The sequence below is a fragment of the Flavobacterium sp. PS2 genome (assembly GCF_046250155.1).
In the GTDB taxonomy this organism is placed as follows: Bacteria; Bacteroidota; Bacteroidia; order Flavobacteriales; family Flavobacteriaceae; genus Flavobacterium.
In genome coordinates, this window is sequence record NZ_CP176426.1 from 3,204,324 (window position 1) to 3,228,702 (window position 24,379).

A 24,379-nucleotide genomic window follows, 5' to 3' on the forward strand; every position below is an offset into this window, starting at 1 on the left:
TTTAATGGGAAATAAAAATGTTACGGTGTCAGTTAATATGATTACGTATATGCATGAACTTTATATAAAAGAAGCCATAGAAGGTGTACTAATGCAGAAAACTGATTTCAATTTTGAATTAATCATCGCGGATGATTGTTCTCCTGATAGAACTCCTGAAATAATTGAAAATATTATAAAAACTCACCCCCAAGGTCATAAAATTAAATATTTTAGGCATGAAAAAAATATTGGAATGCAGGCAAATGGCGTCTTTGCTTACAATCAATGTGATGGAAAATATATAGCTTTATGTGAGGGTGATGATTATTGGACAGATCCATTAAAACTGCAGAAGCAAGTTAATTTTCTTGAAAAAAATATTGAGTACGTACTTTGCTTTCATGAAATCAATATTTTGAAAACTGATGGACAAATTGTAGATGATTTTATAACTAAAGTGCCAGAAAATTATGAAACAATTGAAGATTTAGCTGAATCAGGAAATTGCATTCATACTCCATCTGTAGTTTTTAGAAATATAATTGAAGAATTCTCATTTGAATTTCAGTTATCACCTATTGGCGATTATTTTTTATATATTATGCTTGCAGAATATGGAAAAATAAAATGTTTAAATGAAAAAATGGCAATTTATAGATTTGAAAGTGGATTTTATTCAAAATTAACATATTCTCAAAAATTCAAAAAATGGAATAGAACTTTATTATTGATTTTATCGTATTGTAAAAATGATAAAGTGAAATCGATTATGTTAAAGACATTGTTTGATTCATTAAAATTAAATGATGATGTAGAAAGTAAGCAAAAAATAAATTCTTCAACAAAAAAAAGATTTATTAAAATTGTAAAATTATTAATTCCGCCAATTTTTTTATTAATCAAAAGGAAAATATCTAGTTTAAGATATGTCTCAAAATAAAATACAATTCTTAGCTTATTATCTTCCTCAATATCATCCTATTCCAGAGAATGATAAGTGGTGGGGGAAAGGTTTTACAGAATGGACAAATGTAACTAAAGCTAAACCTTTGTTCAGAGGTCACAATCAACCTATTTTGCCGGGAGAACTGGGCTTCTATGATTTAAGAGTATCTGAAATTCAAGAAAAACAAGCTCAATTAGCAAAAGATCATGGGATTGATGGTTTTATATATTACCAATATTGGTTTGGAAATAGTAAAATGTTATTAGAGAAACCAGCTGAAACTATGTTGAACAATAAAAAAATAGATTTACCTTTCTGTTTTTGTTGGGCAAACGAAACTTGGAAAGGCATTTGGCACGGTTTAGACAATCCAGATGTTTTAATTGAACAAACATATAATGGGGAATCAGATTATATAGATTATTTCAATTATTTATTGCCCTTTTTTAAGGATACTAGATATATTAAAGTTGATAATAAGCCAATGTTTCATATTTATAGATTAGATGAAATATCTAATTTGGATGTTTTTTTTGAAACATTTAAAAAACTAGCAAATAAAAATGGTTTTGATGGTATTTACTTTATTTCTACAGGAAGTATAAATTCGAAAAATGTAATAGATAATAGTAATATCCAGGGTGTAGTAGGTTTAGATGTGTTTAATGAAATACGATATCAACAAAAGACATTTTTTAATAGACAATCTCTTTTAGGTAAAATAGAGAATAAAGTTTTATTAAAAATAGGTTATACAAATGAAGTAGGAAAAAGACTTAAACCTTTAATATTAGATTATTCAAAAGGTATAAAAAAATTAAATATTGATTTTCCACATAAAAAATATATTCAATGTGTTTTTCCAAATTGGGATAATTCTGCCCGTAGTGGGAAAAAATCATTAATTTTTAAAAATGCAAACCCACAATCTTGGTATACTCACTTGGATAATGCGGTAAAAAGAATAAATCGTTACAAATCTAATCCTCAGTTTATTGTAGTGAAATCATGGAATGAGTGGGCTGAGGGAAACTATTTAGAACCAGATAGCAAATATGGATTAAAATGGTTAGAAGTGGTTGAAAAAATTAAGATGGGAATGAAATGAAGCCACTAATTTCTATAATAATCCCAACATATAACAGAGCCCATTTGATAAATGAAGCTCTCGATAGCGTATTAGCTCAAACATATTTCAATTGGCAATGTATTATTATAGATGATGGTAGTACAGATGATTCTGTCGAAATAATCCAGAAATATTTAGATTTAGACTCTCGTTTTTTATGTTTTTCTCGACCAGATAATAAAAAGAAAGGGCCATCCTCTTGTCGAAATTTTGGACTATTACAGGCATGTGGAGATTATGTTATATTTCTTGATTCAGATGATTTACTTGCAACAACTTGCTTAGAAAATAGAATTCAATTTGCTTTGCAAAATAAAGAGTATGATTTTTGGATTTTTAAAATGCAAACCTTCGGTTATAATCAGGCGCCAGTATTTGATTATGGGTTTGGTGCTTATGAGGATGAAAATGGATACTGTAGAAATCAATTTTCAAAAGGAAATCATCCATTTGTAGTAACATGTCCTTTATGGAAAAAAAATGTTCTATTGGACTTACAAGGTTTTAATGAAAATCTTTTCATGTATGAGGATCCAGAATTACATTTACGGAGTTTAAAAAAGGGATATAAATTAAAATTCACAAACTTTGAACAGCCAGACTGTTTTTATAGGCTTAAGGAAGAAATTAGGATTGATATAATAAACAATTTGAAAAATAATTATGTCTTTTTTGAAAATCATTTAGACTGTAATGATATAAATTCAATTTTATATTATAAGCAAATAATAAATAATGTGATTTTAAAAAGTGGTTCGATTGGTCAGTATTTTAAATTTTGTAAACTTGGAATTGAAAAAAGAATACTTTCAAAAAAGAATATTTTTTGCGGTATGATTGTATTGACTTATCATTTTTTTAAATTTTATAACTTAAAAGGTATTGGGTACAATTATTTTAAAACTCAATTTAATAATTTCTAAATCATGAAGAAACCTTTAGTTTCAATAATCATAACCTGTTATAATCTTGGTGAATATCTTGAGGAAGCTATTGATAGTATAAAAGAATACCCAAATCGGGATGATTATGAAATCATTTTGGTTAATGATGGTTCAACTGATACAAAAACAAATACTATTTTAGAAAGTATTGTTTTAAATGATAAAACAATTCAATATATAAATCAATCTAACTTAGGCTTGGCTAAGGCAAGAAATAACGGAATTAAACAAGCCAAAGGGGAATACATTATTCCATTAGATGCTGATAATAAATTAAGACCTGAATTTATTGGGCAAACAATAAGTGTTTTAGATAATAATAAAAATATACATGTTATTCATGGCAATGCTCAAAATTTCGGTAATAAAACTACTATTTGGAAATCTAAACCTTTTTATTTTCCAGAAATGCTTCTCAATAATTATATAGATGCATGTGCTGGATTTAGAAAGTCTGCTTGGGAGAGATTAGGAGGTTATGACGAAAATATGCCAGTAATGGGTTTTGAAGATTGGGACATGTGGCTTCGTATGGGAAATGCAGGTTGTAAATTTGAATATGTAAATGAAATATTTTTTGATTACAGAGTGAGGGATAATTCTATGCTGGCAGATGCCTGGAAGAAAAGAAAGGTTTTGTTAGATTACATTTTTAATAAAAAGGAATTAAAACATTTAGGTCTTTTTAGGGAATTTGTTATTGATAATCAGAGACTTAAAGAAGAGCCGTCATTTGCTTTTTTGATAAAAACAATCGTCAAAAAAGTAAAACGAAAATTACATTTCTAAATGAGTTATTCTAAAAAAATAGTTTTTCTTACAGAAAACATTTCTTGGGGAGGTAGTGAATTACTTTGGTTTAAAACTATTTTAGAGTTAGCAAACTTTAATTACAATGTAGCAATTTGCTTACATGCTAAATTAAAAGTTCCTAATGAAATTTTAAATTTACAGGAAGAAGGGAAGATAATAATTAATACTTCCACGATTGATAGTTTATCATTTTTTAAGCGAATTGCAAATAGGTTTTTATCTTATAGTAAAAGATTCAAATCTCCCAACTTAAGACAAGCATTTATTACCGATTTTAAACCTGATTTAATTGTCATTAATCAAGGATTTAATTTTAATGGAGTTGATTCTATGTTATTTGCTTTGCAAAACAATATAAATTACGTGACGATATCTCATGCAGTAAATGAGGGGATGTGGCCAAATGTTGAATTAAGAAAAAAAATGCAATTGGGGTTTGCAAATAGTATCAAAAACTATTTTGTGAGTCAGGATAATCTCTTGGTAACTCAAAATCAACTAGGCAATATTTTAAACAATACAGAAATTGTCCGTAACCCTTTTAATGTTTCTTTTAAAATTGATTTAAATTTCCCCGAATCAGATAATTTTCACTTGGCTTTTGTTGGACGATATGATTTTTATGCTAAAGGGCAAGATGTTTTATTGCAAGTTCTCTCAAATGAAAAGTGGAAGAATAGGAATCTAGTTGTGAATTTTTATGGAGAGGGAAATGATGTAGAAAATTTGAAAGATTTAATTGAAATGTATCAATTAAAAAAAACAATTATTCATTCTCATACCGCAACAGAAGAAATTTGGAGAACTAATCAAGGCTTAATTTTAACCTCTCGATTTGAAGGATTACCAATTGTAATAGTTGAAGCAATGCTTTGTAAGCGATTTGTAATCGTAACGAACGTAAGTGGGAGCAAAGAACTTGTAATAGATAATGAAACAGGATTCATTGCAGTAGCGCCCAGACCGGAATATGTAGATGAAGCTTTAGAACGTGCCTGGCAGCAAAGAAAGAATTGGGAAAAAATGGGTATTAAAGCAAGGGAAGAAATTATAAGTCAAATTTCTGAAAATCCAGCACTCGATTTTGCAAATAAATTACAGACCATATTAAGTGATTTATAATGTATATAAAAGTTTACTTTATTTTAGCGCATAAAAATCCATCTCAAATCAAAGATTTAATTTCACTATTAGAAGATAATAAATCATTGTTTTTTATTCATTTAGATAAAAAAGTGAATCAGAATGAGTATAAAAGTTTAATTGATAATTCATCTTGTCATTTTGTAAAAAACAGGGTATCATGTACTTGGGGAAAATATAGTTTAGTTCAGGCATCCTTAAATGGGATGAAAGAAGTTCAAAACTTTATAAATACAAATTTTAAGAGCGCAAAATATCATTTCATTATGCTGTCAGGTGAAGATTTACCACTAAAAAAGAATGATTTTATTCATGATTTTTTAAAAACAAAGACAGAAACTTCGTTTTTGAATTACTGGAAATTGCCTTATAGCAAATGGTGGGGAGGAGGTTTATTCAGATTTGAAAATTTATATTTTTTTCAATATAAAAAATATTCAAAATTGAATTATTGGATAAACAGAATTATAAAGAAGATAGGTTTAAAATTTTTACTTCCTCTAAATCGATTCATGCAACAATTTCCTGATTTTAATATTTATGGTGCAAGTCAATGGATGATATTGAATGAGGATATGGTTGCATTCGTTCTAGAAAAGAGTAATGATAATCATAAATTTAATTCTATATTTAAGTACGTATTGGCACCTGATGAATTGTATTTTTCAACCTTAATTTTAAATTTTGATGTACTAAAACAATTTCCAGTCGATAATATAAAAACGCATTTAGTTAATTTTAATGGTGTAGATGCTAGTCCAAAATATCTTGAAATTGAGGATCTAGATTTTAATAAAGAGGATTTCTTATTTGCAAGAAAGTTTGATCCTAATGTAAATCATAAAACTATTGCTAGAGTCATAAAAGAATTAGGTAGATGAAAAAGTTAGCAGTTTTATTACCTACATACAATTCGGCCAAATATTTAGACGAAAGTATCAGTTCTATTTTAAATCAAACCTATTTAGATTTCGATTTGTATATATATGATGATTGTTCTATAGACAATTCAAAAGAAATAGTTGAAAGCTATAGCGACAAACGTATTTTTTATAGAAAGAATAATCAAAATCTTGGCATATCAAAGACGTTAAACAAAGGTCTGGAAGAACTTTTACGAAGTTATCAATTTATTGCAAGAATGGATGCTGACGATTGGGCTTTTCCGGAAAGATTTCAAAAACAGATAGATTTTCTTGAAGAAAACAAATCTATAATGTTATGTGGAACTCAAGGATATTGGCTCAAAGACATGGCTGAAAATCTTTCTTCAGGATGGAAATATCCCTATGGTGATGATTATTTGAAACTATATCTATTATTTGGGGCTTCTTTTGGACATTCCTCTGTTATTTTAAGAAGTGATTTTTTTATTTCTAATAATTTAAGATATGATGAAGATATAAAAACTTGTGAAGATTGGGATTTATGGATTAGAACCTCTAAAAAAGGTGAAATATATAATTTGTCTAATTTTCTTATGAAATATAGAATTGTTAATAATAGTAATCATCGATTATTAAAGAATAAAATATTGCATTTGAAAGAGCGGTCTGCTATTATTTCAAATTATTGGAAAACTTTTGATATTGATTTATCCCCGGAGCAAGTGTTTGAATATTATTACAGTACAAATGAAAATATTAATGAGAATTTTGAAACTAAGTTAGAAATTTTGATTAGTTCCTTTAATAGGTTATTTGATAATCATGCTAAAGATTTAAAAAAACAAGAGAAAAGAATGTTTAGTTATATGTTGGCTCGTAAGATTCTTAACTTTTGGAAACGATCAAGAGTTAGTAAATATAATCTGAAAACTTGGGTTATCATAATAACTAAAGTGAAGTTTATTGGGACAATAAGATTGATTAAAAGCCAGCTTAATTAAATGGAACAAAATAATAGAATCGTACTTTTAGATAGTTTTAGAGCAATTGCCATTATTATGGTGATTTTTTTTCATTTTTTCTCCCGTTGGACAAATTTATATCCTTATCAAGATAGATATGACTTTTTTAGACTAGGTAAGTTTGGTGTACATTTTTTCTTTATGATAAGTGGTTTTGTTATCTTTTTTACGCTGAATAAAACAAAAACATTAAGACAATTTTGGATAAATAGATTTATCAGATTGTTCCCATCAATGCTCTTTGCTTCATTATTGACATATATTTTTTTTAATTTATTTGACAATACTTTTTTATTCCCAACAAGTCATTATTTTAAAAATATTCTAGCCAGTATAACTTTTTTGCAACCAGATTTAATTACATCATTAATCAGACATAAGATAGATTTGGATTATATTAGCGGGTCTTACTGGAGCCTTTGGGTCGAAATTCAGTTTTATGTGTTGGCATCGTTCTTGTATTTTTTTTATCAGCGAAAATTTTATTCTTATTTTTTTATAATGGCAGGATTATTAATAGCTTCAAATTTCTTCTTGTCACATATATATGTCAATAATGCTGTAATTCTAAAGTTGAAGGCTTTTAGGTCAATTTTTAATTTGGCAGATGCATTGCCTTTTTTTTGTTTGGGATCCATACTTTATATATTTTATGAAAATAATCTAAAACAAATTAAAAATTCAATTTGGGAAAAAAGTACATTTTTGTTTTTTACATTTTTATTAGTTATTAGCAATTGCCAGGATTTCAAAAAGTTAATGCTTATCCTCTTCTTTATCTTTATGTTTCTATTGATGATCTATTCTCCTAAACGAATTTCATTTTTAAATAATAAAATATTAAATAGTATTGGAGTATCGTCTTATTTTCTTTATCTGATTCATGAAAATATAGGTGTTTTTTTGATTCATAACAATGGTATAGAATTTAGTTTTTTACCTTTCTTAGCACCAATATTCTACATGTTAATATTAATAATCTTCAGTGTTTTTTTTACTAAATATATAGAGGAAAGGATTGTTTTGTTGTTAAAAAAAATCAGATAAATTTTAAAAAAGAATGGAAGCTTCAATTCTTATAGTTTCAAAAAATCGTAGAGAAGATTTATTCAAAACGCTACATATTCTAGACTCATTAATTGATAAGACTCAAGTTGAGGTCTTAGTTTTTCTAGATGGATGTACAGATGATTCAGTAGGTTTGCAAAATGAATTAACTTGGGTGAGATGGTTTGTTTCTCCGAAATCGATTGGAGCTTCGGCAGCCAGACATCGAATTTATCCATTAGCAGTTTCTGAAATCTTGATTGGTTTAGATGATGATGCGCATCCATTAAACGAAGATTTTTTATTTAAAATTGAAACTTTATTTAAAAAATATCCAAATGTAGGGATTATTGCATTAGAAGAAATAAAAGGAATTTATCCGTCCGATATTGAAGCACTAAAGGAAGCTGAAAGTGAGAAAAAAGAATTTCTTTCTTCAGAGTTTATTGGTTGTGGATTTGCTATTCGAAAGTCTGTTTATAATCAAACTAATGGTTTTCCCGTATGGATTGATATTTATGGCGAAGAGTCTTGTTTATCTATTGAAGTTTTAGCAAAAGGATTTGATATATTATATTCTAATGAAATTAAAGTAAATCATAGGGTTAACAGAGAACAAAGAAAATTAGTAAAGCAGAATTATTTTAGATTTGGAAGACAATTAAAAAATGCAACGTATTATTTCTTGGTCTATTACCCTTTCCCTTTAATGAGTATCCTAAAATTATATTGGCATAATTTAAAAAAGTATGCTTTAAGTGATTTTGGGTATTGTAAAATATATTTTAAAACTATTTTTGTGGTATCAATCCATATTCCTAAAATTTTAAAATACCGAAATCCTATTGATAAAAATGTGATTGTAAAAATGAGAAAACTATCAAGTTTAAAATTTTAAGATGAAAAGCATTGCTATAATTCCAGCACGTGGAGGATCCAAACGATTACCACAAAAAAATACAAAATTAATAGGTGGAATTCCTTTGTTAGCACATAGTATTTTGTATGCTAAAGCAAATAGCGAAATTATCGATGAAGTTTATGTTTCTACAAACGATCTAGAAATCAAACAAGTTGCTTTAGAATTTGGAGCTAGAGTAATAGATAGACCTGAAGCTATTTCGGGAGATTTTGAGCCTACTATTACGGCACTAAAACATGTTTTAGAGAATATTGATTCTGCCGATGTTGAAAATGTAATTTTACTTCAACCAACTAATCCACTTCGTCCGGAAGATTTATTAAAAGAAACATATAAAATTTATAAAAAACAAAATTGCAATAGTTTGTTTACTGTTTCAAGAAATCATAATAAATTAGGAAAGATAGCAGATAACAAATTTGTACCTTATAATTACAAAATAGGCCAACGAAGTCAAGATATTGATCCACTTTTTTTTGAAAATGGATTACTTTATATCACAAAAGCGAGATTAATTCTAGAGAATATAATTATTTCTGAAGAGGCACTTCCTATCGAAATAGATCATATTTTTGCTAATATTGATATTGATACTCAAGAAGATTTTGGTTACGCCGAATACTTATACAATAAACATATAAAATTATAATTCATAACTTATTCATGAATCCATATATAGAAATTGCTGGACGTAAAATTGGGTTAGATTTTCCGCCTTTAGTCATTGCTGAAATCGGAATAAATCACGAAGGTTCTTTACAAGTAGCTAAAGAGATGGTTGATGCAGCAAAACTTGCAGGAGTTGAGGTAGTAAAGCATCAAACGCACATTGTCGAAGATGAAATGAGTGGAGCTGCTAAAAAAGTAATTCCTGGTAATGCAGATGTTTCTATTTATGAAATCATGGAGCGATGCTCGCTGAATGAAGAAGATGAATTAGAACTTAAAAAGTATGTAGAAAGTAAAGGGATGATTTTTATTTCGACCCCATTTTCTCGTGCCGCAGCTAATAGGTTGAAGAAATTTGATATCCCAGCTTATAAAATTGGTTCAGGAGAATGTAACAATTATCCATTGCTAGAGCATGTTGCATCTTTTGGTAAACCTGTAATTTTAAGTACAGGAATGAATACTATAGAAAGTGTTCAAAAAGCTGTTGCTATTTTTGATAAACACAATATTCCAGTAGCGCTTTTGCATACTACAAATTTGTATCCAACTCCAATTCATTTGGTGCGTTTTGGAGCAATGGTAGAATTGCATGAAGCTTTTCCAGATAAAGTTTTTGGTTTAAGCGATCACACCTTAAATAATAATGCCTGCTTAGGAGCCGTTGCCCTTGGTGCAAGTATTTTAGAACGTCATTTTACAGACCATATGCAACGTACTGGTCCAGATATTGTTTGTAGTATGGACGAAAAAGCGTGTCAGGAATTAATTATTTCATCTGCGGAAATTGCTTTGATGCGAGGAGGAACAAAAAAGCCAGCATTTGAAGAACAAGTAACAATCGATTTTGCATTTGCAACTGTTTGCGCTATTGCCCCAATAAAAAAAGGAGAGAAATTAACCAAAGATAATATTTGGGTAAAGCGCCCAGGAACGGGAAAGATCTTAGCAGAACATTTTAATGACTTGATAGGAAAAATTGCTTTGAGAAACATAGAGAATGATGAACAATTAGATTTTTCAGATTTTGAATAATTCAATGAAAAAAATTCTATTTCTTACAGGAACTCGTGCCGATTTTAGTAAAATAAAATCATTAATTCAAGCACTTGAAAAGCAACAAAATTTCGAAGTATATATTTTTGTGACCGGAATGCATTTACAAGAAGTTTATGGTTACACACTAATTGAAATAGAGAGATGTGATTTTAAAAATATCCATACTTTCAAGAATCATACTCATGAAACAACAATGGATTTAACTCTGGCTAAAACCATTGAAGGGTTATCTGCTTATTGTAAGGATGTAAATCCAGATATGATTGTCGTACATGGAGATAGAGTCGAAACATTGGCAGGTGCTATCGTAGGATCTCTCAATAATATTTTAGTTGCACATATAGAAGGCGGGGAAGTTTCGGGTACTGTTGACGAATTAATTCGCCATAGCGTAAGTAAATTAAGTCATATACATTTTGTATCCAACAAACAAGCGCAGAAAAGATTGATACAAATGGGAGAAATAAAAGAATCAATATTTACAATTGGTTCCCCAGATGTTGATATTATGTTTTCAGATCAGTTACCAGAATTAATAACTGCAAAGGCATATTATAAAATTGATTTTGAAAAATATGCAATAGTTATGTTTCATCCGGTCACAACCGAAATTAAGGAAATGGAGCAATATGTAAAAAACTTTGTGACTTCATTACTGGAAGACAATCATAATTATGTCGTGATTTTTCCGAACAATGATTTAGGAAGCCAATTTATCCTTGAAGAATATGAAAGATTGAAAGGAAACGAAAGATTCAGAATTTTTCCATCACTAAGATTCGAGTATTTTTTGACATTATTAAAAAATAGCCAATTTATCATAGGTAATAGTAGTGCAGGGATTAGAGAAGCTCCATATTATGGAATTCCGATTATTAATATCGGAACACGTCAGCAGAATAGAGCTGTTCATGCGGATATAATTAATATTGATTATTCTGAAAATGAAATTAAAGGAGCGCTTTCGATTATTGATTCACATAAAATTCAAAATATCGAAGATGATTTTGGACAAGGAAATAGTAATCAATTATTTCTAGAATGTCTTAAAAAAGATGATATTTGGCAACTCAATCATCAAAAACAATTTAGAGATATTAAATAATGCTTACAGTTAGTAATTATCATTATATACGAAATAAGTTTAAGACTAATTATCCCAGTATATTTGGACTTACTCCTAAAGAGTTTCAACAACAATTAATGTTGCTAAAAAAACAAGGAGATTTTATGAGCCCAAACAATTTGGTAAGTAATATTGATGAGGTATTAAAATCTAAAGAAAATATTTTACTAATAACTTTTGATGATGGTTTAAAAGAGCAATTTGACTTGGCCTTGCCAATTTTGGATGAACTTAATATTCCAGCCATTTTTTTTGCTAATTCATTAAATTTTGAAGATAAAAAAGTAAGTACAGTTCATAAAATTCATTTATTAAGATCGATTATCTCTACAACTGAATTTTTAGAGAAAATTTTAAAAATTGAAAAAGTTGATTTTTCAGATCTAGAAAAAAAGAAAGCAAAAGAAATTTATAGATATGACGATGAAAATAGTGCAGTTTTAAAGTATATTTTAAATTTCAAACTAAATTTCAAACAGCAAGAAGGGATTGTAAAAAAAATGTTTGATTTGCATTTTGAAGAAAGTAGTGTTCTAGAATCACTTTATATGAGTGAAGAAAATTTAAAAGAACTTGCGAAATTGGGGTATTTGGGAAGCCATACACACAGTCATTATCCATTAGGTTTATTAGATACTGAAAAAATTAAATTTGAACTTGAAAATACTAAAACATTTTTTGAAGGACTAATAGGTTCAAAATTAGATTTAGTTTCATACCCTTACGGAACCCCTGAAACTTGTACAGATGAAGTTGCCGAGATAGCTAAAAAAGCAGGATACAAATTAGGTTTTACAACAAATAGAGGAATAAATGCAGCAACCAGTAATCATTTGTTATTAAATAGATTTGATTGTAATGATTTGGTAGGAGGTAAAAATTATAAAGAAAAGTTATGATTACTAGAGAAGCAACTATAAACGATTGGGGAAATTTAGAATCTTTTTTCAAAATTATATATAGAGAAAATCATCCGCTACACGATAAATTTTTTTGGGAATGGCAATATGGAGATTCAAAACATGGTCGTTCATTTATATGTTTAAACGAAAAAGGTGAAGTTGTTGGTCATGTAGGAGCAAATTTTGGAGGTGGTCTTGCTTGGATTATTAATGTATATCTTAATGAGGAATGCAGAGGAAAAGGTATTCTAGGAAAACTGTATGAATTGGCCCGTAATTATTATCCGTTGGCCGCAACAGCAGCAAATGAAGCGGGATTAGGGCTTTACAAAAATATGCGTTGGATTCGTTATTATGATTTGGTACGTTATGTAAAAATTAATCCAAGTATTGAGAATAAAGATTTTGCCAATGTTTGTGTTCCTATAGATATTGAAATAGAATCTTTGATAAAAAAAGACACTCATTATTTTTGTCAACCATCCATAAAAGGAATTGTTTTAAATGATGGTTCTAGGGCGGTAAGTCAGGAAAATGTAGGAGGATTAAGGATTGTAGATATCCAAAATCTGCAACTGTTAGAAGAGCAAGCATGGCAATTAGGTTATATATGGATGGATTATATTTCTTCGTGGAATGACTTAAAATCTAAAGATTTAGAAAAAAATGGTTGGGTTTTGGATTATAAAAGTACTATTCCATGGCGATTGAATCCTGTAGAGAAAGATAGATTTTGTGATATTACATTTCTTTCAGAAAAGCCTTTAGATAATAATTTTGTAGTGCATAGATCCTATTCTGATCATGGAAGAATTGGAAGTCTAAAATAAGAGTTTTTTATGAAGAATTTAGGGGTTGTTATTACAGATGGTGTTGGATTTCGTAATTTTATATTAACCGATTTTATTAAGGAAGCAAAAGTTAATTTTGATGAAGTAATTATTTATTCATGTTTGCCAAAAACAGTTTATAGTGATTTCAATTTAGAGTGTAAAATTATAGAATTAAGGGTTTTTGAGGAGTCTTTTTATACGTGGTTTTTTAGAAAAGCTAAAGAAGTTACCCATTTGCAATTACATGCAAAAGGCAATTTTGGTATCGAAGACAATTTAAGCAGCACTAAATCGAAAGCAAAAAATCCGAGAGGATTTGCAACAAGAACTATTCATAAATGTTCCAAATTATTTTATTCAGAGAAATTGATTTGGATCTATAATCGTTTACAACAACAAACGTTTAAAAACGATTTAATAACCAAAGAATATTTAAATCTTTTAAAAGAGGATAACATTTCTACGTTATTTTTTACACATCAGCGTCCACCATTTATCGCCCCACTTATTTATGCCGCAGAAAAATTAAAAATTAAGACTTCAGCTTTTATTTTTAGTTGGGATAATTTAGCTTCGAAAGGTAGAATGGCAGGTGTTTTTGATTTTTATTTGGTTTGGAGTCATTTGATGAAACAAGAATTACTTACTTTTTATCAATCTGTAAAAGAAAAGCAAATAAAAGTGGTAGGAACTCCACAATTTGAGCCTTATTCAAGTAATGAATTTGGATATGGTAAAGAGGATTTTTTAGGAAAGTTTAAAATTGATAATAATTATCCAATTATATTTTTTACTTGTAATGATACAAGTAGTGAAAATGACCCAATCTATTTAGAGTTACTAGCAAAATTTATTTCAGAAGAAAGACTTGTAAAAAAAGTTAATCTAATAGTTAGAACATCCCCAGCTGAAGAACCTATAAGATTTGAGAATTTAATTAAAAAGTTCCCTTTTATTATTTGGAACTTTCCTGACTGGAATATTAGCAGAGAAGGACATCAGGAAGCTTGGACGCAAAGAGTGCCAACTGTTGAGGATTTGAATGATTTAAAAGCGTTATTAAAATATTGTGATTTGTGTATAAATGTCCTGTCAACAATCACTTTAGATGCTTTTATTTTTGATAAACCAGTTATAAATCCTGTTTTTGGAATGGATAAAAACGGTTGGTTCGATGATCAAAAATTTTTGAAATATAAACATTTATCAAAATTAGTTGATTCCGATTCAACTAATATTGTCAAAAATGAAAATGAATATTTAGATGCAGTTAATTTTATTCTTGAAGGAAAAGATAATAAACAAGAACAAAGAGTAAGCTTTCTTCGACTACAAATAGGAAGAGAATTAAAAAATACTAGTAAACGCATTGCCACAACGTTATTATCATTCAATGATTAAGACAAAAATAGCAGTTCTCTGCAATTATGAATTACTTCCTGAAAGAGTTGGAGGTATGGATTATTTTTTCTGGGAGTTTGATAAAAAGTGTAAAGAGGATAATATTGAAGTTGATTGGTTTTTTCCTAACAAATCTAGTCACGGAAGTTATTCGGATTTGTCTATTTACAGTAGTAAAACAGAAAATGTTGAAAATTATTTCCTGTCTTTTTATAATCAAAATAGAGAAGAGTACACACATATTATTACACATTTTGTAGAATTATGTACCCCTTTATTCTATAAAATAAAAAAAATATCAAAAGCTAAAATAATTGCGGTAGATCATAACCCGAGACCATTAAGCGGATATGCATTCAAGAAGAAAATAAATAAAACACTAAAAGGAATTTTATTTTCGAGATATATTGATGTTTTTGTCGGAGTATCAAATTATACTGTAAATGAAATTTTGAGAGATTTTGGTTCTCATTTAAAACCTAAAACTGTTACCATTTACAATGGTGTTATTTTAGATGCAATTTTAACGAGAGATAAAAGAGAAATCATAAAGCCAAGTTTCTTGGTGGCTTCGCATCTTAGAGAGTCTAAAGGAATTCAAGATTTAATTGAAGCAATAAATCTTCTTCCTATTAAAATAAAAGATCAAATTGTAATAACTATTTATGGAGATGGGCCATATAGAAAAGTACTAATTAATAAAATTGAAAAATATAGTCTAGAAAAGTGTTTTGTTTTTAAGGGAAGTAAATCCAATTTAAATGAAATTTTTTCGCAATACGATTATATGCTGCAGCCTACACATATGGAATGTTTTAGTTTATCTATTTTAGAAAGTCTTGCAGCAAATGTTCCTGTAATTACAACAAATGTAGGAGGAAATACTGAAGTAATTATTTCTGGTGAAAACGGATATATTTTTGAAGCAAAAAATATAAATGCTTTAGCTACAATTCTAGAAGATATTTATTTAGGAAACAAAAAGATATCAGTTAATACAAGGGAATTAATTTCCAATTTCTTTTCTTTGCCGAAAATGGTAGAAAATCATTTTAAACTACTTATGTAGTATATTCATTAAATTTAAAATTTCATAAATCCCATAAATGTTTTTTAATTCCTTGGCTTTTGCCATTTTTTTACCAATCGTTTTTTTTCTGTATTGGTTTGTCTTTAATAAAACAAAAAGCACTCAAAATGCTTTATTAATTATTGCTAGCTATTATTTCTATTCTTGTTGGGATTGGAGATTTCTTTTTTTATTAGTTTTTTCTACATTTTTGGATTATTACACTGGAATTCAAATTGAAAAAGGAAAGACAGAAAGAAGTCGGAAATTTTGGTTCTGGCTTAGTATTTCAGTCAATTTAGGATTCTTAGGAGTTTTTAAATACTATAATTTTTTTGCAGCGTCTTTTGCAGAACTATTAAATTCTGTTGGAATTCAGGCAAGTCCTATTTTATTAAAAGTCATACTTCCTGTCGGAATCTCATTTTATACCTTTCATGGATTATCATATGTAATTGATATCTATCTTAAACGAATAAAAGCCGAATATAACTTTGTAGATTATTCTCTGTTTGTTAGTTATTTTCCACTTCTAGTTGCAGGACCAATAGAAAGAGCCACACATTTATTGCCACAAGTAAAAGTAAAACGCGAGTTTAATTTTCAAATGGCGAAAGAAGGTATTTACCAAATTATTTGGGGATTAGTTAAAAAAGTTGTAATTGCAGATACTTGTGCTACCTATGCCAATGCTATTTTTGATAATTATACTTCAATGAATTCTTTCTCTCTTATTTTGGGCGCAATATATTTTGCATTCCAAATTTATGGGGACTTTTCAGGATATTCAGATATTGCACTAGGAGTTTCTAAGTTATTTGGTTTAGATTTATTACGAAATTTTAATTATCCATATTTCTCACGAGACATAGCCGAGTTCTGGCGTCGTTGGCACATTTCGCTGTCGTCTTGGTTCCGTGATTACCTTTACATTCCTTTAGGTGGGAGCAAAGGAGGTATTTGGATGAAAATCAGAAATACCTTTATCATTTTTGTAGTTAGCGGATTTTGGCATGGTGCCAACTGGACATATATTGTTTGGGGATTTATAAATGCAGTTTACTTTCTGCCTCTACTTTTATCAAATAGCAACAGAAATAACATGGATGCAATTGTACTAAAGTGGAATTTTGGTTCTGCAAAAGTAATAATGAGTATTCTTTATACTTTTTTATTGACTTGTGTAGCTTGGGTATTTTTTAGAGCCAGAACAATAACCGATGCAGTAGAATATTTAAAACGTATGGTAACAAATAAAAATTTTACTTTCCAGTATTTAGATAATGAACGTTACAATTATGAATTACTTCTTATGATTGGAATATTTGTTCTAGTCGAATGGAACAATCGTACCAAAGTTGAACCACTTTCTGGTAAAAAAAACTTGCTTAAGATAGCTTTAGCTATTACTGCAATAATGGCATTTGGAACATTTTCTGATTATAAAGAGTTTATATATTTTCAATTTTAATGAAGCGTTTTTTAATTTATACAGGGATAATTATTGTTATTACCGTTTTGATTGCAGTTGTGCTAGATGGAATATACACAGGAATTTTTATGCAGTCTAAAAACCGTGGAAAAATTGAAACGGTTATAAATTCAAAAGCCAAAAAGTATGATATAGTGATTCTAGGATCTTCACGTGCAAATAATCATTTTGTTTCGCAGATGTTTGAAAATAAAGGATTTAAAACGTTTAATTATGGGATGAGTGGAGGACATTTATTTGAAGCATCATTGCTTTTAAAATTAATGATTGAGAGAAAATATGAAATCAAAAATGTAATTCTTGAAGCCGATTTGAACCTTTCTAATGATCAAGAGTCTGAGGGAGTTTCGACAAAGTTTTTACCATATATTCATAATTCAACAGTTATAAAAAATCATTTTTCTACTGAAGAAAATTTTAATAAATTATTTTATATCCCATTTTATAGATATGTGAAGTATGATTCTGAAATTGGATTTAGAGAAGTTTATAAAACTGTAATAGGTGAAAAAACAAATGCTTTGGACAATTTAGGATATTATCCGTTGGTAAAACATAAAAACGGAAATATGAAAAATAATATTGTCAATTTAAATCCTTTGTCACACAATAAGTATTACGAAGAAATTAAAAACATCTGTAGGGCGAATGATATCAATTTTATTGCTGTAATGACCCCCATGTGTGAAAATGTTGTAGGGATGAATTATTTCGAGAAAGTAAAAAAGGCATATCCTGAGATTCATAATTATGAAAATGTTGTAAAAGAAGATAAATATTTCTCATCTTGCGGGCATATGAATGATAGTGGTGCAAGAATATTTACAACTAGAATTTTGAAAGATTTTTTTAATAAATAAATATGCTTAAACAAATTAATTTAAAGATAATCCTGATTCTATTTTCTATTCTAATCTTAATTGTCCCTGATATTATAATTAATAGAGGAGAAGGTTTATTAACTTTTGGTTTAACAATATTTTCAAAATGTTGTTTTTATTTATTTTTATATTTAATAATATTAAATTTACTTAAATCATATTTTTGGACTTATTTTATTCTTGGTTTTTTTTATCTGTTATCATCTTGCATAGAGGTGATTAATGTGATTATTTTAGGAAACTTTACGACAGTAGATAATATAAAAGCTTTGTTTTATACTTCATCTTCTGAAATGGAAGAATTTATAAATGGCTTCTATGTTTACATATTATTACCTATTATACTTGTAGTTGTTTATGTATTTATTTTATTAAAATTTAGAGGTTTTAAATATAAACGAATACCATATTGTAATTTTATAGCGATTTTCTGTTTATTAATTTCTTTTGCTTTATCGTATCTGAAAGTATATAATTCATCGGCCTATTATTCAGGAAAAAATTTAATGAATATTACTTTAAGACAGCATTTTTTAAAGGAGCATCCTTTGAGTTTGTATTATCGAGTTTATGAATTTGGAATAATAATGAACAAATTTGGTAAATATAATAAAGAAAAAAAAGCATTTAGTTTTGGAGTTATAAATAAAAAGGAAGTAGGAAAACCTGAATTAGTTGTTTTGGTTATTGGAGAAAGAATCAGGTATAGCAATTGGGGTATAAATGGATATAAACGATCTACAAGCACGAATTTAGATAACCTAAGTAATTTAATTTCATTTGATAGACATTACTCAAATGGGAATTCTACGGCAGCTTCAATCCCCCTTTTAATTACACAAGCAACCCCTCAAAAACCAGAAATTGCATATTCAGAAAAAACTATTGTTTCATTATTTAAAGAAGCAGGATATGAAACGGTTTGGATTTCTAATCAAAATATTTTTGATTATATAAATAATAAAGACGAAGCTGACAGGTTGTTTGAGTTGTATAGAAAAAAGAGTACTGATTTAGACATTATTCCTGTTTTTAATGAAGTATTGAATAAAAAAGAATTTAAAAAAAGGTTAATTGTTATCAATATGATTGGTGGTCATGGTAAAATACCTGAAAATTTCAATTTATACAAACCGAATAATTCTAAAGAGAACTATCCAGTCACAATTGAGAACGCGCCTATATTTATCAATAATTATGATAATATGATAAGACTGCAAGATTTTGTTTTAGGTAAGATTATAAATCTAGTCCAAAAAGAGAATAAGTCTTCCGTATTCATGTTTACAGCAGATCATGGCTGTAACTTATTCGATGATAGTCAAGCTCTTTTTGGATATGGTTCTCAAAATCCTACAGAAAAGGAGACACATATTCCTCTTTTTATATGGGGCTCATCAAAATATATTGAAGAGAATGCAGAAAAGTTTGATAATTTAAAAAAACACAAAAAATATCTTACAACAAATAATGATTTGTTTTATACATTAGCGGATTTGGCTAGCATCAAATACACAGATTTTAAGAAGAATCAAAGCATAGCCGATTCAACTTATTCAGTTTATAAAGAAAGATATGTATATGTTAATGGTAATGCCATGAAATTTAATTCAAAATGATGCATATTGCTTTTTTGACTCCAGAATACCCACATCCTAAAACAGGTAATTCGGGAGGTATTGGTACCAGTATTAAAAATTTAGCAATAGGGCTTTTAGAACAAGATGTTTCTGTTAGGGTGCTTGTATATGGTCAGAAGGAAGATGCAACTTTTGATGATAATGGAATTTTTATTCAGCAAATAAAAAATGTTAAGTTAAAAGGATTATCATGGTTTTTGACGAGAAAAAAGTTAGAAAAAATAATTAATAATTTATATAAGAATAAAGAAATTGATTTAGTAGAAGCAGCAGATTGGACAGGTATTACTTCATTTATTATGCCTGATAATTGTCCGATTGTAATACGATTACATGGATCTGATGCATATTTTTGCCATTTAGATAATCGACCTGTAAAATGGATAAATAAGTTTCATGAAAAAAGAGCATTACAAAATGCGGATAAATTATTATCTGTAAGTCAGTTTACCGCAGATAAAACAAATGAAATTTTTGGTTTAAATAAAGAATTTACAATTATTCCAAATCCTATCGAAACTAATTTATTTCAAACCAATAATGAGAATTCTCGGAAAGAGAAAACCATATTGTATTTTGGGAGTTTAATTCGTAAAAAAGGTCTTCTAGAACTGCCATTGATTTTTAATAAAGTAATAGAAAATAGTCCTAATGCTAAATTGATTTTAATAGGTAAAGACGTCCCAGATATTATTTCTGGAAATTCTTCTACCTGGCAAATGATGCAAGAACTATTTTCAGAAGATGCTAAAAAGAATGTAGATTATTTAGGAAGCGTACCTTATTCAGAAATAAAAATAAAAATTGAAGAGGCAATGGTTTGCGTATTTCCTTCTTTTGCAGAAGCACTTCCTGTATCTTGGTTAGAAGCCATGGCTATGCAAAGGCCTATTGTAGCATCAAATATTGGTTGGGCTAATGAAATGATTATTGATGGTGAAAGTGGATTTTTAGTAAGTCCAAAGAATCATGAATTGTTTGCATCTCGAATAGTACAACTTTTGGATGATTCCAATTTAGGAAGTGAAATGGGAAAAAATGCAAGAACTAGAGTCAAAAAGTTTTTTGATATCGATAAAGTAGCGAAAGATAATATTCAGTTTTATAAAACATTAATTTTTAAATCTTGATAGTAGTATATCATTTAAATAATAAAATTACAAGGGTTGTTTCGGAAAGAAATGAGGCTTTGCCTTTTAATAGAAATAATACTATTGCATTAGGTTTATTGGAGTTGGCTTTTCAATTTCCGCTTTCAAAAATAGTTTGGTGCAATCAGAATTATACACAGTATCTTAATTTAGAATTTATAGCAGATTTTTTTCATCATAATAAATTGATGATGTCTTATAGTCCAAATGAAGTTGATTTTTTAGATCGAAAAATTGGCTATATTGATGAATCTCCTTTTATTAAAATTAATAAAGATGTAAGCTATCCAACTTGGCAAATGAGTAGTTTAGTAGGAGTGGTTCATGCTACAGTGCTTTTGGAGATTAACAAAAAAATAAAACTAGATTCTAATTTTAATTATTATTTGAATTCAATAGCTAAGGTATGTATGCCCTTAGGATTATTATGCTATTCAGAGCCAAAATTATTGCTGGAAAACGAAATTCATTTGACCTCAAAGTCTTCTAATCTGGTTCTTTTCAGATTTGTGAAACAGCATTATAGAACCAGATGGATATTTTTGTTATTCCTGAATTTAATAATTTATGAATTTAAATTTCCTCTATTAGCTTTTCTATATAGCTTAACTTTTAAGAACAGAAATAATAATAGCATTAATCTAGATCCTATCAAAGTTACTTCTTCATTAAAGGTAAGTAATACAGGAACTATTGATGTTATTATCCCAACTATTGGAAGAAAAGAATATTTGTATGATGTTCTAAAGGATTTATCCCAACAAACACATTTACCTAAAAATGTAATAATTGTAGAGCAAAATCCTTTAAAAGGAAGTGTTTCAGAGTTAGAGTATTTAACCTCAGAAGACTGGCCATTTGTTATTAAGCATACTTTTACACATCAGGCAGGAGCTTGCAATGCCCGAAATGTTGCTCTTAATCAGGTAGAAAGTGAGTGGGTATTTCTGAATGATGATGATAATCGATTTGATATTAATTTAATAGAAAATGTATTTAATAGTATTGAACAATATGGGATTTTAGTTTTGTCAGCATCATATTTACAGCCTAACGAGAAATTAGTAAATAAGGTAATTAGCCAATCTGGGAACTTTGGTTCAGGTAATAGTTTTTTAAAGTCAGAATTGCTAGAGGAAGTGAGTTTTAGCAAAAGCTTAGAATTTGGTTATGGAGAAGATACTGATTTTGGTTTGCAGTTGCGCAATAAAGGCGCAGATGTGTTGTATTTTCCTGAAATCTCGATACTACATCTTAAAGCTCCAATGGGTGGATTTAGGATAAAACCAACTTTTGCTTGGGATGGAGAATCTATACAGCCAAAACCCTCACCTACAATTATGTTTTTAAAACTGAACAATTACAATTTAGAGCAAATTAATGGCTTTAAAACTATTTTGTTTTTTAAATACTATAAGATTCAAAATGTCAAAAATCCATTAAAATATTTTTTCAACTTTAAGGAACAATGGAAACAGAGTTTATATTGGGCTAATAGAATAATAGATAAATCATGAATTTCTCTTTAATTATTTGTACTTATATGCGAGCTGAATCGCTGTTGAATTTGTTACAATCGGTTCAGGAACAAATTCCTTATCCTGATGAGATTTTAATTGTTGATGGTTCTTTAGATAATGCTACAAAAAATGTTTTAGAGGAAAATCAATTTAAAAATTTAAAATACTTTTTAGTTTCTAAAGAAGATCGAGGATTAACAAAACAAAGAAACTTTGGGATATCAAAAGTAGACAATACTATTGATGTTGTTTGTTTTCTTGATGACGATACAGTTCTTGAACCAAAGTATTTTGTAGAAATTATAAAAACATTTCAGATAAGACCTGAAGTTATTGGGGTTGGTGGAGTTGCAATTAATGAGTCTAAATGGAAACCTCAAGAAATGAATGTTTCTTATAATAAAAAGAAATATTATTTGTTTGAAGGCTATTTTTATAAAGAAGGTTTACGAAATATTGCTCGTAATTACCTTGGACTTGCATCTAATTTAGATTCAGGAAAAATGCCGAATTTCTCTCATGGAAGAACTTCAGGATTTCCGATTACAGGAAAAACATATGAAGTTGATTTACTAATTGGGATGTCAATGGCGTTTCGAAAAATTATTTTAGATAAAATTATATTTTCAAGATATTTTGAAGGTTATGGTTTATATGAAGATGCCGATTTTAGTTTGAGAGCTTTACGGTTTGGGAAAAATGTTATGAATACAAATGTTCAATTATCACATTTTCATGCTCCGTCCGGAAGACCAAATCAATATCAATATGGTAAAATGGTTGTGAGAAATGGATGGTATGTTTGGCGGGTTAAAAACCCAAGTCCAACATTTAAAGAAAGTTTTAAATGGCATGTAATCACTGTTTTACTTGCGATAATTAGATTTAGTAATGTTTTTACTTCTAATAAGAAAAAAGAAGCTTTGACAGAAGCAATTGGAAGAACGATTGGCTGGTGGAGTCTATTATTGAATAAACCTAAATTAGAAAAATGAAATCAAAACATACAATTTTAGAGATTAACATAAAACAAAAAGAATTTTATAATACCAAGAAAAAGAATTCTGCCACTAGGCTATGGTCAAAATTTAGAAATGGGATTTTAAATAAAATTAAAAAAAATGTTGGTGTTCAGGATCAGGCTTATGTTTTACACAAACAATGGTTTGGACACTTGTCTGATAAAAAGGTTTTAGATTTAGGTTGTTTTTCGGGTAATTATTGGTCGATGCATTTAGCCGAAAATGCAAAAGAGTATTTAGGAATTGATTTAAGTGATGTTGCTATTGAGAAGCTAAACGAAAAACTTCAGCAATTTCCTAATGCCGAAGCCAAAACAGTTGACTTTCTTTCCGATGAATTTGCGACTGATAATTTTGATTTGATTTATGCTTATGGAGTTTTACATCATTTTGAAAACACCACAATTTTAATTGATAGGTTAAATGAAAAATTAAGTTCAGGAGGAGAAATTATAAGTTATGATCCGCTTGAAACAAGTTTGCCAATAAAAATATTGAGAACATTATATAGACCATTTCAATCTGATGCTGCTTGGGAATGGCCATTCACAAGAAAAGTTTTTTATAAATTTCAAAACTCTTTTAATATAATCGAAAGAAGAGGGGTTTTAGGGAAATCTAAATGGATTGTATTGATCAATATGTTACCAATTTCAGATGAAAAAAAGAAAACAATTGGGCAAAAATGGCACAAAGAAGACTGGGATAATTCAACAACTTCAGACTCAGTTTTATTTAGTTGTATGCATGTTACGATGTTGATGAAGAAAAAAATATAA

General features: G+C 28.5%; 23 protein-coding genes. All 23 read left to right on the forward strand.

Annotation, left to right across the window (positions count from 1 at the left end):
• Nucleotides 1-4: 4 nt before the first annotated feature.
• The 23 genes from ACJ6WR_RS13940 (at nt 5) to ACJ6WR_RS14050 (ending at nt 24,379) form a co-directional block, all read left to right on the forward strand.
• The gene (locus ACJ6WR_RS13940) at nt 5-922 is read left to right on the forward strand and encodes a glycosyltransferase (protein WP_052259362.1); all 918 of its coding nucleotides are present in this window, start codon (nt 5-7) and stop codon (nt 920-922) included.
• Nucleotides 909-2,036 (forward strand): glycoside hydrolase family 99-like domain-containing protein, encoded by a 1,128-nt coding sequence (locus tag ACJ6WR_RS13945; protein ID WP_039111692.1) that lies wholly within the window; start codon nt 909-911, stop codon nt 2,034-2,036. The genes ACJ6WR_RS13940 and ACJ6WR_RS13945 overlap by 14 nt, the downstream gene beginning before the upstream one ends.
• Nucleotides 2,033-2,980 carry a glycosyltransferase family 2 protein gene (locus ACJ6WR_RS13950; RefSeq protein WP_052259361.1) on the forward strand — a complete coding sequence of 316 codons (948 nt, stop codon included), beginning with the start codon at nt 2,033-2,035 and terminating at the stop codon, nt 2,978-2,980. The genes ACJ6WR_RS13945 and ACJ6WR_RS13950 overlap by 4 nt, the downstream gene beginning before the upstream one ends.
• A gap of 3 nt (nt 2,981-2,983) precedes the next feature.
• Nucleotides 2,984-3,790 (forward strand): glycosyltransferase family A protein, encoded by an 807-nt coding sequence (locus ACJ6WR_RS13955; RefSeq protein WP_052259360.1) that lies wholly within the window; start codon nt 2,984-2,986, stop codon nt 3,788-3,790.
• The gene (locus tag ACJ6WR_RS13960) at nt 3,791-4,936 is read left to right on the forward strand and encodes a glycosyltransferase (RefSeq protein ID WP_409415545.1); all 1,146 of its coding nucleotides are present in this window, start codon (nt 3,791-3,793) and stop codon (nt 4,934-4,936) included.
• Nucleotides 4,936-5,838, forward strand: a complete 903-nt coding sequence (locus tag ACJ6WR_RS13965; protein ID WP_039111691.1) for a beta-1,6-N-acetylglucosaminyltransferase — start codon at nt 4,936-4,938, stop codon at nt 5,836-5,838. Before ACJ6WR_RS13960 ends, ACJ6WR_RS13965 begins: the two co-directional genes overlap by 1 nt.
• The gene (locus ACJ6WR_RS13970; protein ID WP_052259358.1) at nt 5,835-6,845 is read left to right on the forward strand and encodes a glycosyltransferase family 2 protein; all 1,011 of its coding nucleotides are present in this window, start codon (nt 5,835-5,837) and stop codon (nt 6,843-6,845) included. The genes ACJ6WR_RS13965 and ACJ6WR_RS13970 overlap by 4 nt, the downstream gene beginning before the upstream one ends.
• Nucleotides 6,846-7,913 carry an acyltransferase family protein gene (locus ACJ6WR_RS13975; protein WP_409415546.1) on the forward strand — a complete coding sequence of 356 codons (1,068 nt, stop codon included), beginning with the start codon at nt 6,846-6,848 and terminating at the stop codon, nt 7,911-7,913. It begins immediately after the preceding gene.
• A gap of 13 nt (nt 7,914-7,926) precedes the next feature.
• The gene (locus ACJ6WR_RS13980; RefSeq protein WP_409415547.1) at nt 7,927-8,811 is read left to right on the forward strand and encodes a glycosyltransferase family 2 protein; all 885 of its coding nucleotides are present in this window, start codon (nt 7,927-7,929) and stop codon (nt 8,809-8,811) included.
• A gap of 1 nt (nt 8,812) precedes the next feature.
• Nucleotides 8,813-9,484 carry a cytidylyltransferase domain-containing protein gene (locus ACJ6WR_RS13985; protein WP_409415548.1) on the forward strand — a complete coding sequence of 224 codons (672 nt, stop codon included), beginning with the start codon at nt 8,813-8,815 and terminating at the stop codon, nt 9,482-9,484.
• A 14-nt stretch (nt 9,485-9,498) separates the two neighbouring features.
• Nucleotides 9,499-10,539: an N-acetylneuraminate synthase family protein gene (locus tag ACJ6WR_RS13990; RefSeq protein WP_409415549.1), complete on the forward strand. Its 1,041-nt coding sequence runs from the start codon at nt 9,499-9,501 to the stop codon at nt 10,537-10,539.
• Between the two features lie 4 nt (nt 10,540-10,543).
• On the forward strand, nt 10,544-11,668 hold the full coding sequence (gene neuC / locus ACJ6WR_RS13995) for a UDP-N-acetylglucosamine 2-epimerase (protein WP_409415550.1): 1,125 nt from the start codon (nt 10,544-10,546) through the stop codon (nt 11,666-11,668).
• A 140-nt stretch (nt 11,669-11,808) separates the two neighbouring features.
• A complete protein-coding gene (locus ACJ6WR_RS14000) occupies nt 11,809-12,588 on the forward strand; it encodes a polysaccharide deacetylase family protein (RefSeq protein WP_409415551.1) in 780 nt (259 codons plus the stop codon).
• On the forward strand, nt 12,585-13,421 hold the full coding sequence (locus ACJ6WR_RS14005; protein ID WP_409415552.1) for a GNAT family N-acetyltransferase: 837 nt from the start codon (nt 12,585-12,587) through the stop codon (nt 13,419-13,421). Before ACJ6WR_RS14000 ends, ACJ6WR_RS14005 begins: the two co-directional genes overlap by 4 nt.
• 9 nt (nt 13,422-13,430) lie before the next feature.
• The gene (locus ACJ6WR_RS14010; protein WP_409415553.1) at nt 13,431-14,825 is read left to right on the forward strand and encodes a hypothetical protein; all 1,395 of its coding nucleotides are present in this window, start codon (nt 13,431-13,433) and stop codon (nt 14,823-14,825) included.
• Nucleotides 14,818-15,894 (forward strand): glycosyltransferase family 4 protein, encoded by a 1,077-nt coding sequence (locus tag ACJ6WR_RS14015; protein WP_240474653.1) that lies wholly within the window; start codon nt 14,818-14,820, stop codon nt 15,892-15,894. The genes ACJ6WR_RS14010 and ACJ6WR_RS14015 overlap by 8 nt, the downstream gene beginning before the upstream one ends.
• Nucleotides 15,895-15,931: 37 nt before the next feature.
• A complete protein-coding gene (locus ACJ6WR_RS14020; protein WP_039111681.1) occupies nt 15,932-17,365 on the forward strand; it encodes an MBOAT family protein in 1,434 nt (477 codons plus the stop codon).
• The gene (locus ACJ6WR_RS14025) at nt 17,365-18,246 is read left to right on the forward strand and encodes a hypothetical protein (protein ID WP_409415554.1); all 882 of its coding nucleotides are present in this window, start codon (nt 17,365-17,367) and stop codon (nt 18,244-18,246) included. The genes ACJ6WR_RS14020 and ACJ6WR_RS14025 overlap by 1 nt, the downstream gene beginning before the upstream one ends.
• Before the next feature lie 245 nt (nt 18,247-18,491).
• Complete coding sequence (locus ACJ6WR_RS14030; protein ID WP_409415555.1) at nt 18,492-19,886, forward strand: phosphoethanolamine transferase; 1,395 nt, start codon at nt 18,492-18,494, stop codon at nt 19,884-19,886.
• On the forward strand, nt 19,883-21,037 hold the full coding sequence (locus ACJ6WR_RS14035) for a glycosyltransferase family 4 protein (RefSeq protein ID WP_409415556.1): 1,155 nt from the start codon (nt 19,883-19,885) through the stop codon (nt 21,035-21,037). The genes ACJ6WR_RS14030 and ACJ6WR_RS14035 overlap by 4 nt, the downstream gene beginning before the upstream one ends.
• Nucleotides 21,034-22,575 (forward strand): glycosyltransferase family 2 protein, encoded by a 1,542-nt coding sequence (locus tag ACJ6WR_RS14040; RefSeq protein ID WP_409415557.1) that lies wholly within the window; start codon nt 21,034-21,036, stop codon nt 22,573-22,575. Before ACJ6WR_RS14035 ends, ACJ6WR_RS14040 begins: the two co-directional genes overlap by 4 nt.
• On the forward strand, nt 22,572-23,573 hold the full coding sequence (locus tag ACJ6WR_RS14045) for a glycosyltransferase family 2 protein (RefSeq protein ID WP_039111677.1): 1,002 nt from the start codon (nt 22,572-22,574) through the stop codon (nt 23,571-23,573). The genes ACJ6WR_RS14040 and ACJ6WR_RS14045 overlap by 4 nt, the downstream gene beginning before the upstream one ends.
• On the forward strand, nt 23,570-24,379 hold the full coding sequence (locus tag ACJ6WR_RS14050; RefSeq protein ID WP_409415558.1) for a class I SAM-dependent methyltransferase: 810 nt from the start codon (nt 23,570-23,572) through the stop codon (nt 24,377-24,379). Before ACJ6WR_RS14045 ends, ACJ6WR_RS14050 begins: the two co-directional genes overlap by 4 nt.

Excerpts from the sequence above, each read along its gene's own strand:
- ACJ6WR_RS13940 (WP_052259362.1), top strand. The coding sequence starts at position 5 with ATGGGAAATAAAAATGTTACGGTGTCAGTTAATATGATTACGTATATG.
- ACJ6WR_RS13945 (WP_039111692.1), top strand. The coding sequence starts at position 909 with ATGTCTCAAAATAAAATACAATTCTTAGCTTATTATCTTCCTCAATAT.
- ACJ6WR_RS13950 (WP_052259361.1), top strand. The coding sequence starts at position 2,033 with ATGAAGCCACTAATTTCTATAATAATCCCAACATATAACAGAGCCCAT.
- ACJ6WR_RS13955 (WP_052259360.1), top strand. The coding sequence starts at position 2,984 with ATGAAGAAACCTTTAGTTTCAATAATCATAACCTGTTATAATCTTGGT.
- ACJ6WR_RS13960 (WP_409415545.1), top strand. The coding sequence starts at position 3,791 with ATGAGTTATTCTAAAAAAATAGTTTTTCTTACAGAAAACATTTCTTGG.
- ACJ6WR_RS13965 (WP_039111691.1), top strand. The coding sequence starts at position 4,936 with ATGTATATAAAAGTTTACTTTATTTTAGCGCATAAAAATCCATCTCAA.
- ACJ6WR_RS13970 (WP_052259358.1), top strand. The coding sequence starts at position 5,835 with ATGAAAAAGTTAGCAGTTTTATTACCTACATACAATTCGGCCAAATAT.
- ACJ6WR_RS13975 (WP_409415546.1), top strand. The coding sequence starts at position 6,846 with ATGGAACAAAATAATAGAATCGTACTTTTAGATAGTTTTAGAGCAATT.
- ACJ6WR_RS13980 (WP_409415547.1), top strand. The coding sequence starts at position 7,927 with ATGGAAGCTTCAATTCTTATAGTTTCAAAAAATCGTAGAGAAGATTTA.
- ACJ6WR_RS13985 (WP_409415548.1), top strand. The coding sequence starts at position 8,813 with ATGAAAAGCATTGCTATAATTCCAGCACGTGGAGGATCCAAACGATTA.
- ACJ6WR_RS13990 (WP_409415549.1), top strand. The coding sequence starts at position 9,499 with ATGAATCCATATATAGAAATTGCTGGACGTAAAATTGGGTTAGATTTT.
- neuC (WP_409415550.1), top strand. The coding sequence starts at position 10,544 with ATGAAAAAAATTCTATTTCTTACAGGAACTCGTGCCGATTTTAGTAAA.
- ACJ6WR_RS14005 (WP_409415552.1), top strand. The coding sequence starts at position 12,585 with ATGATTACTAGAGAAGCAACTATAAACGATTGGGGAAATTTAGAATCT.
- ACJ6WR_RS14010 (WP_409415553.1), top strand. The coding sequence starts at position 13,431 with ATGAAGAATTTAGGGGTTGTTATTACAGATGGTGTTGGATTTCGTAAT.
- ACJ6WR_RS14015 (WP_240474653.1), top strand. The coding sequence starts at position 14,818 with ATGATTAAGACAAAAATAGCAGTTCTCTGCAATTATGAATTACTTCCT.
- ACJ6WR_RS14020 (WP_039111681.1), top strand. The coding sequence starts at position 15,932 with ATGTTTTTTAATTCCTTGGCTTTTGCCATTTTTTTACCAATCGTTTTT.
- ACJ6WR_RS14025 (WP_409415554.1), top strand. The coding sequence starts at position 17,365 with ATGAAGCGTTTTTTAATTTATACAGGGATAATTATTGTTATTACCGTT.
- ACJ6WR_RS14035 (WP_409415556.1), top strand. The coding sequence starts at position 19,883 with ATGATGCATATTGCTTTTTTGACTCCAGAATACCCACATCCTAAAACA.
- ACJ6WR_RS14045 (WP_039111677.1), top strand. The coding sequence starts at position 22,572 with ATGAATTTCTCTTTAATTATTTGTACTTATATGCGAGCTGAATCGCTG.
- ACJ6WR_RS14050 (WP_409415558.1), top strand. The coding sequence starts at position 23,570 with ATGAAATCAAAACATACAATTTTAGAGATTAACATAAAACAAAAAGAA.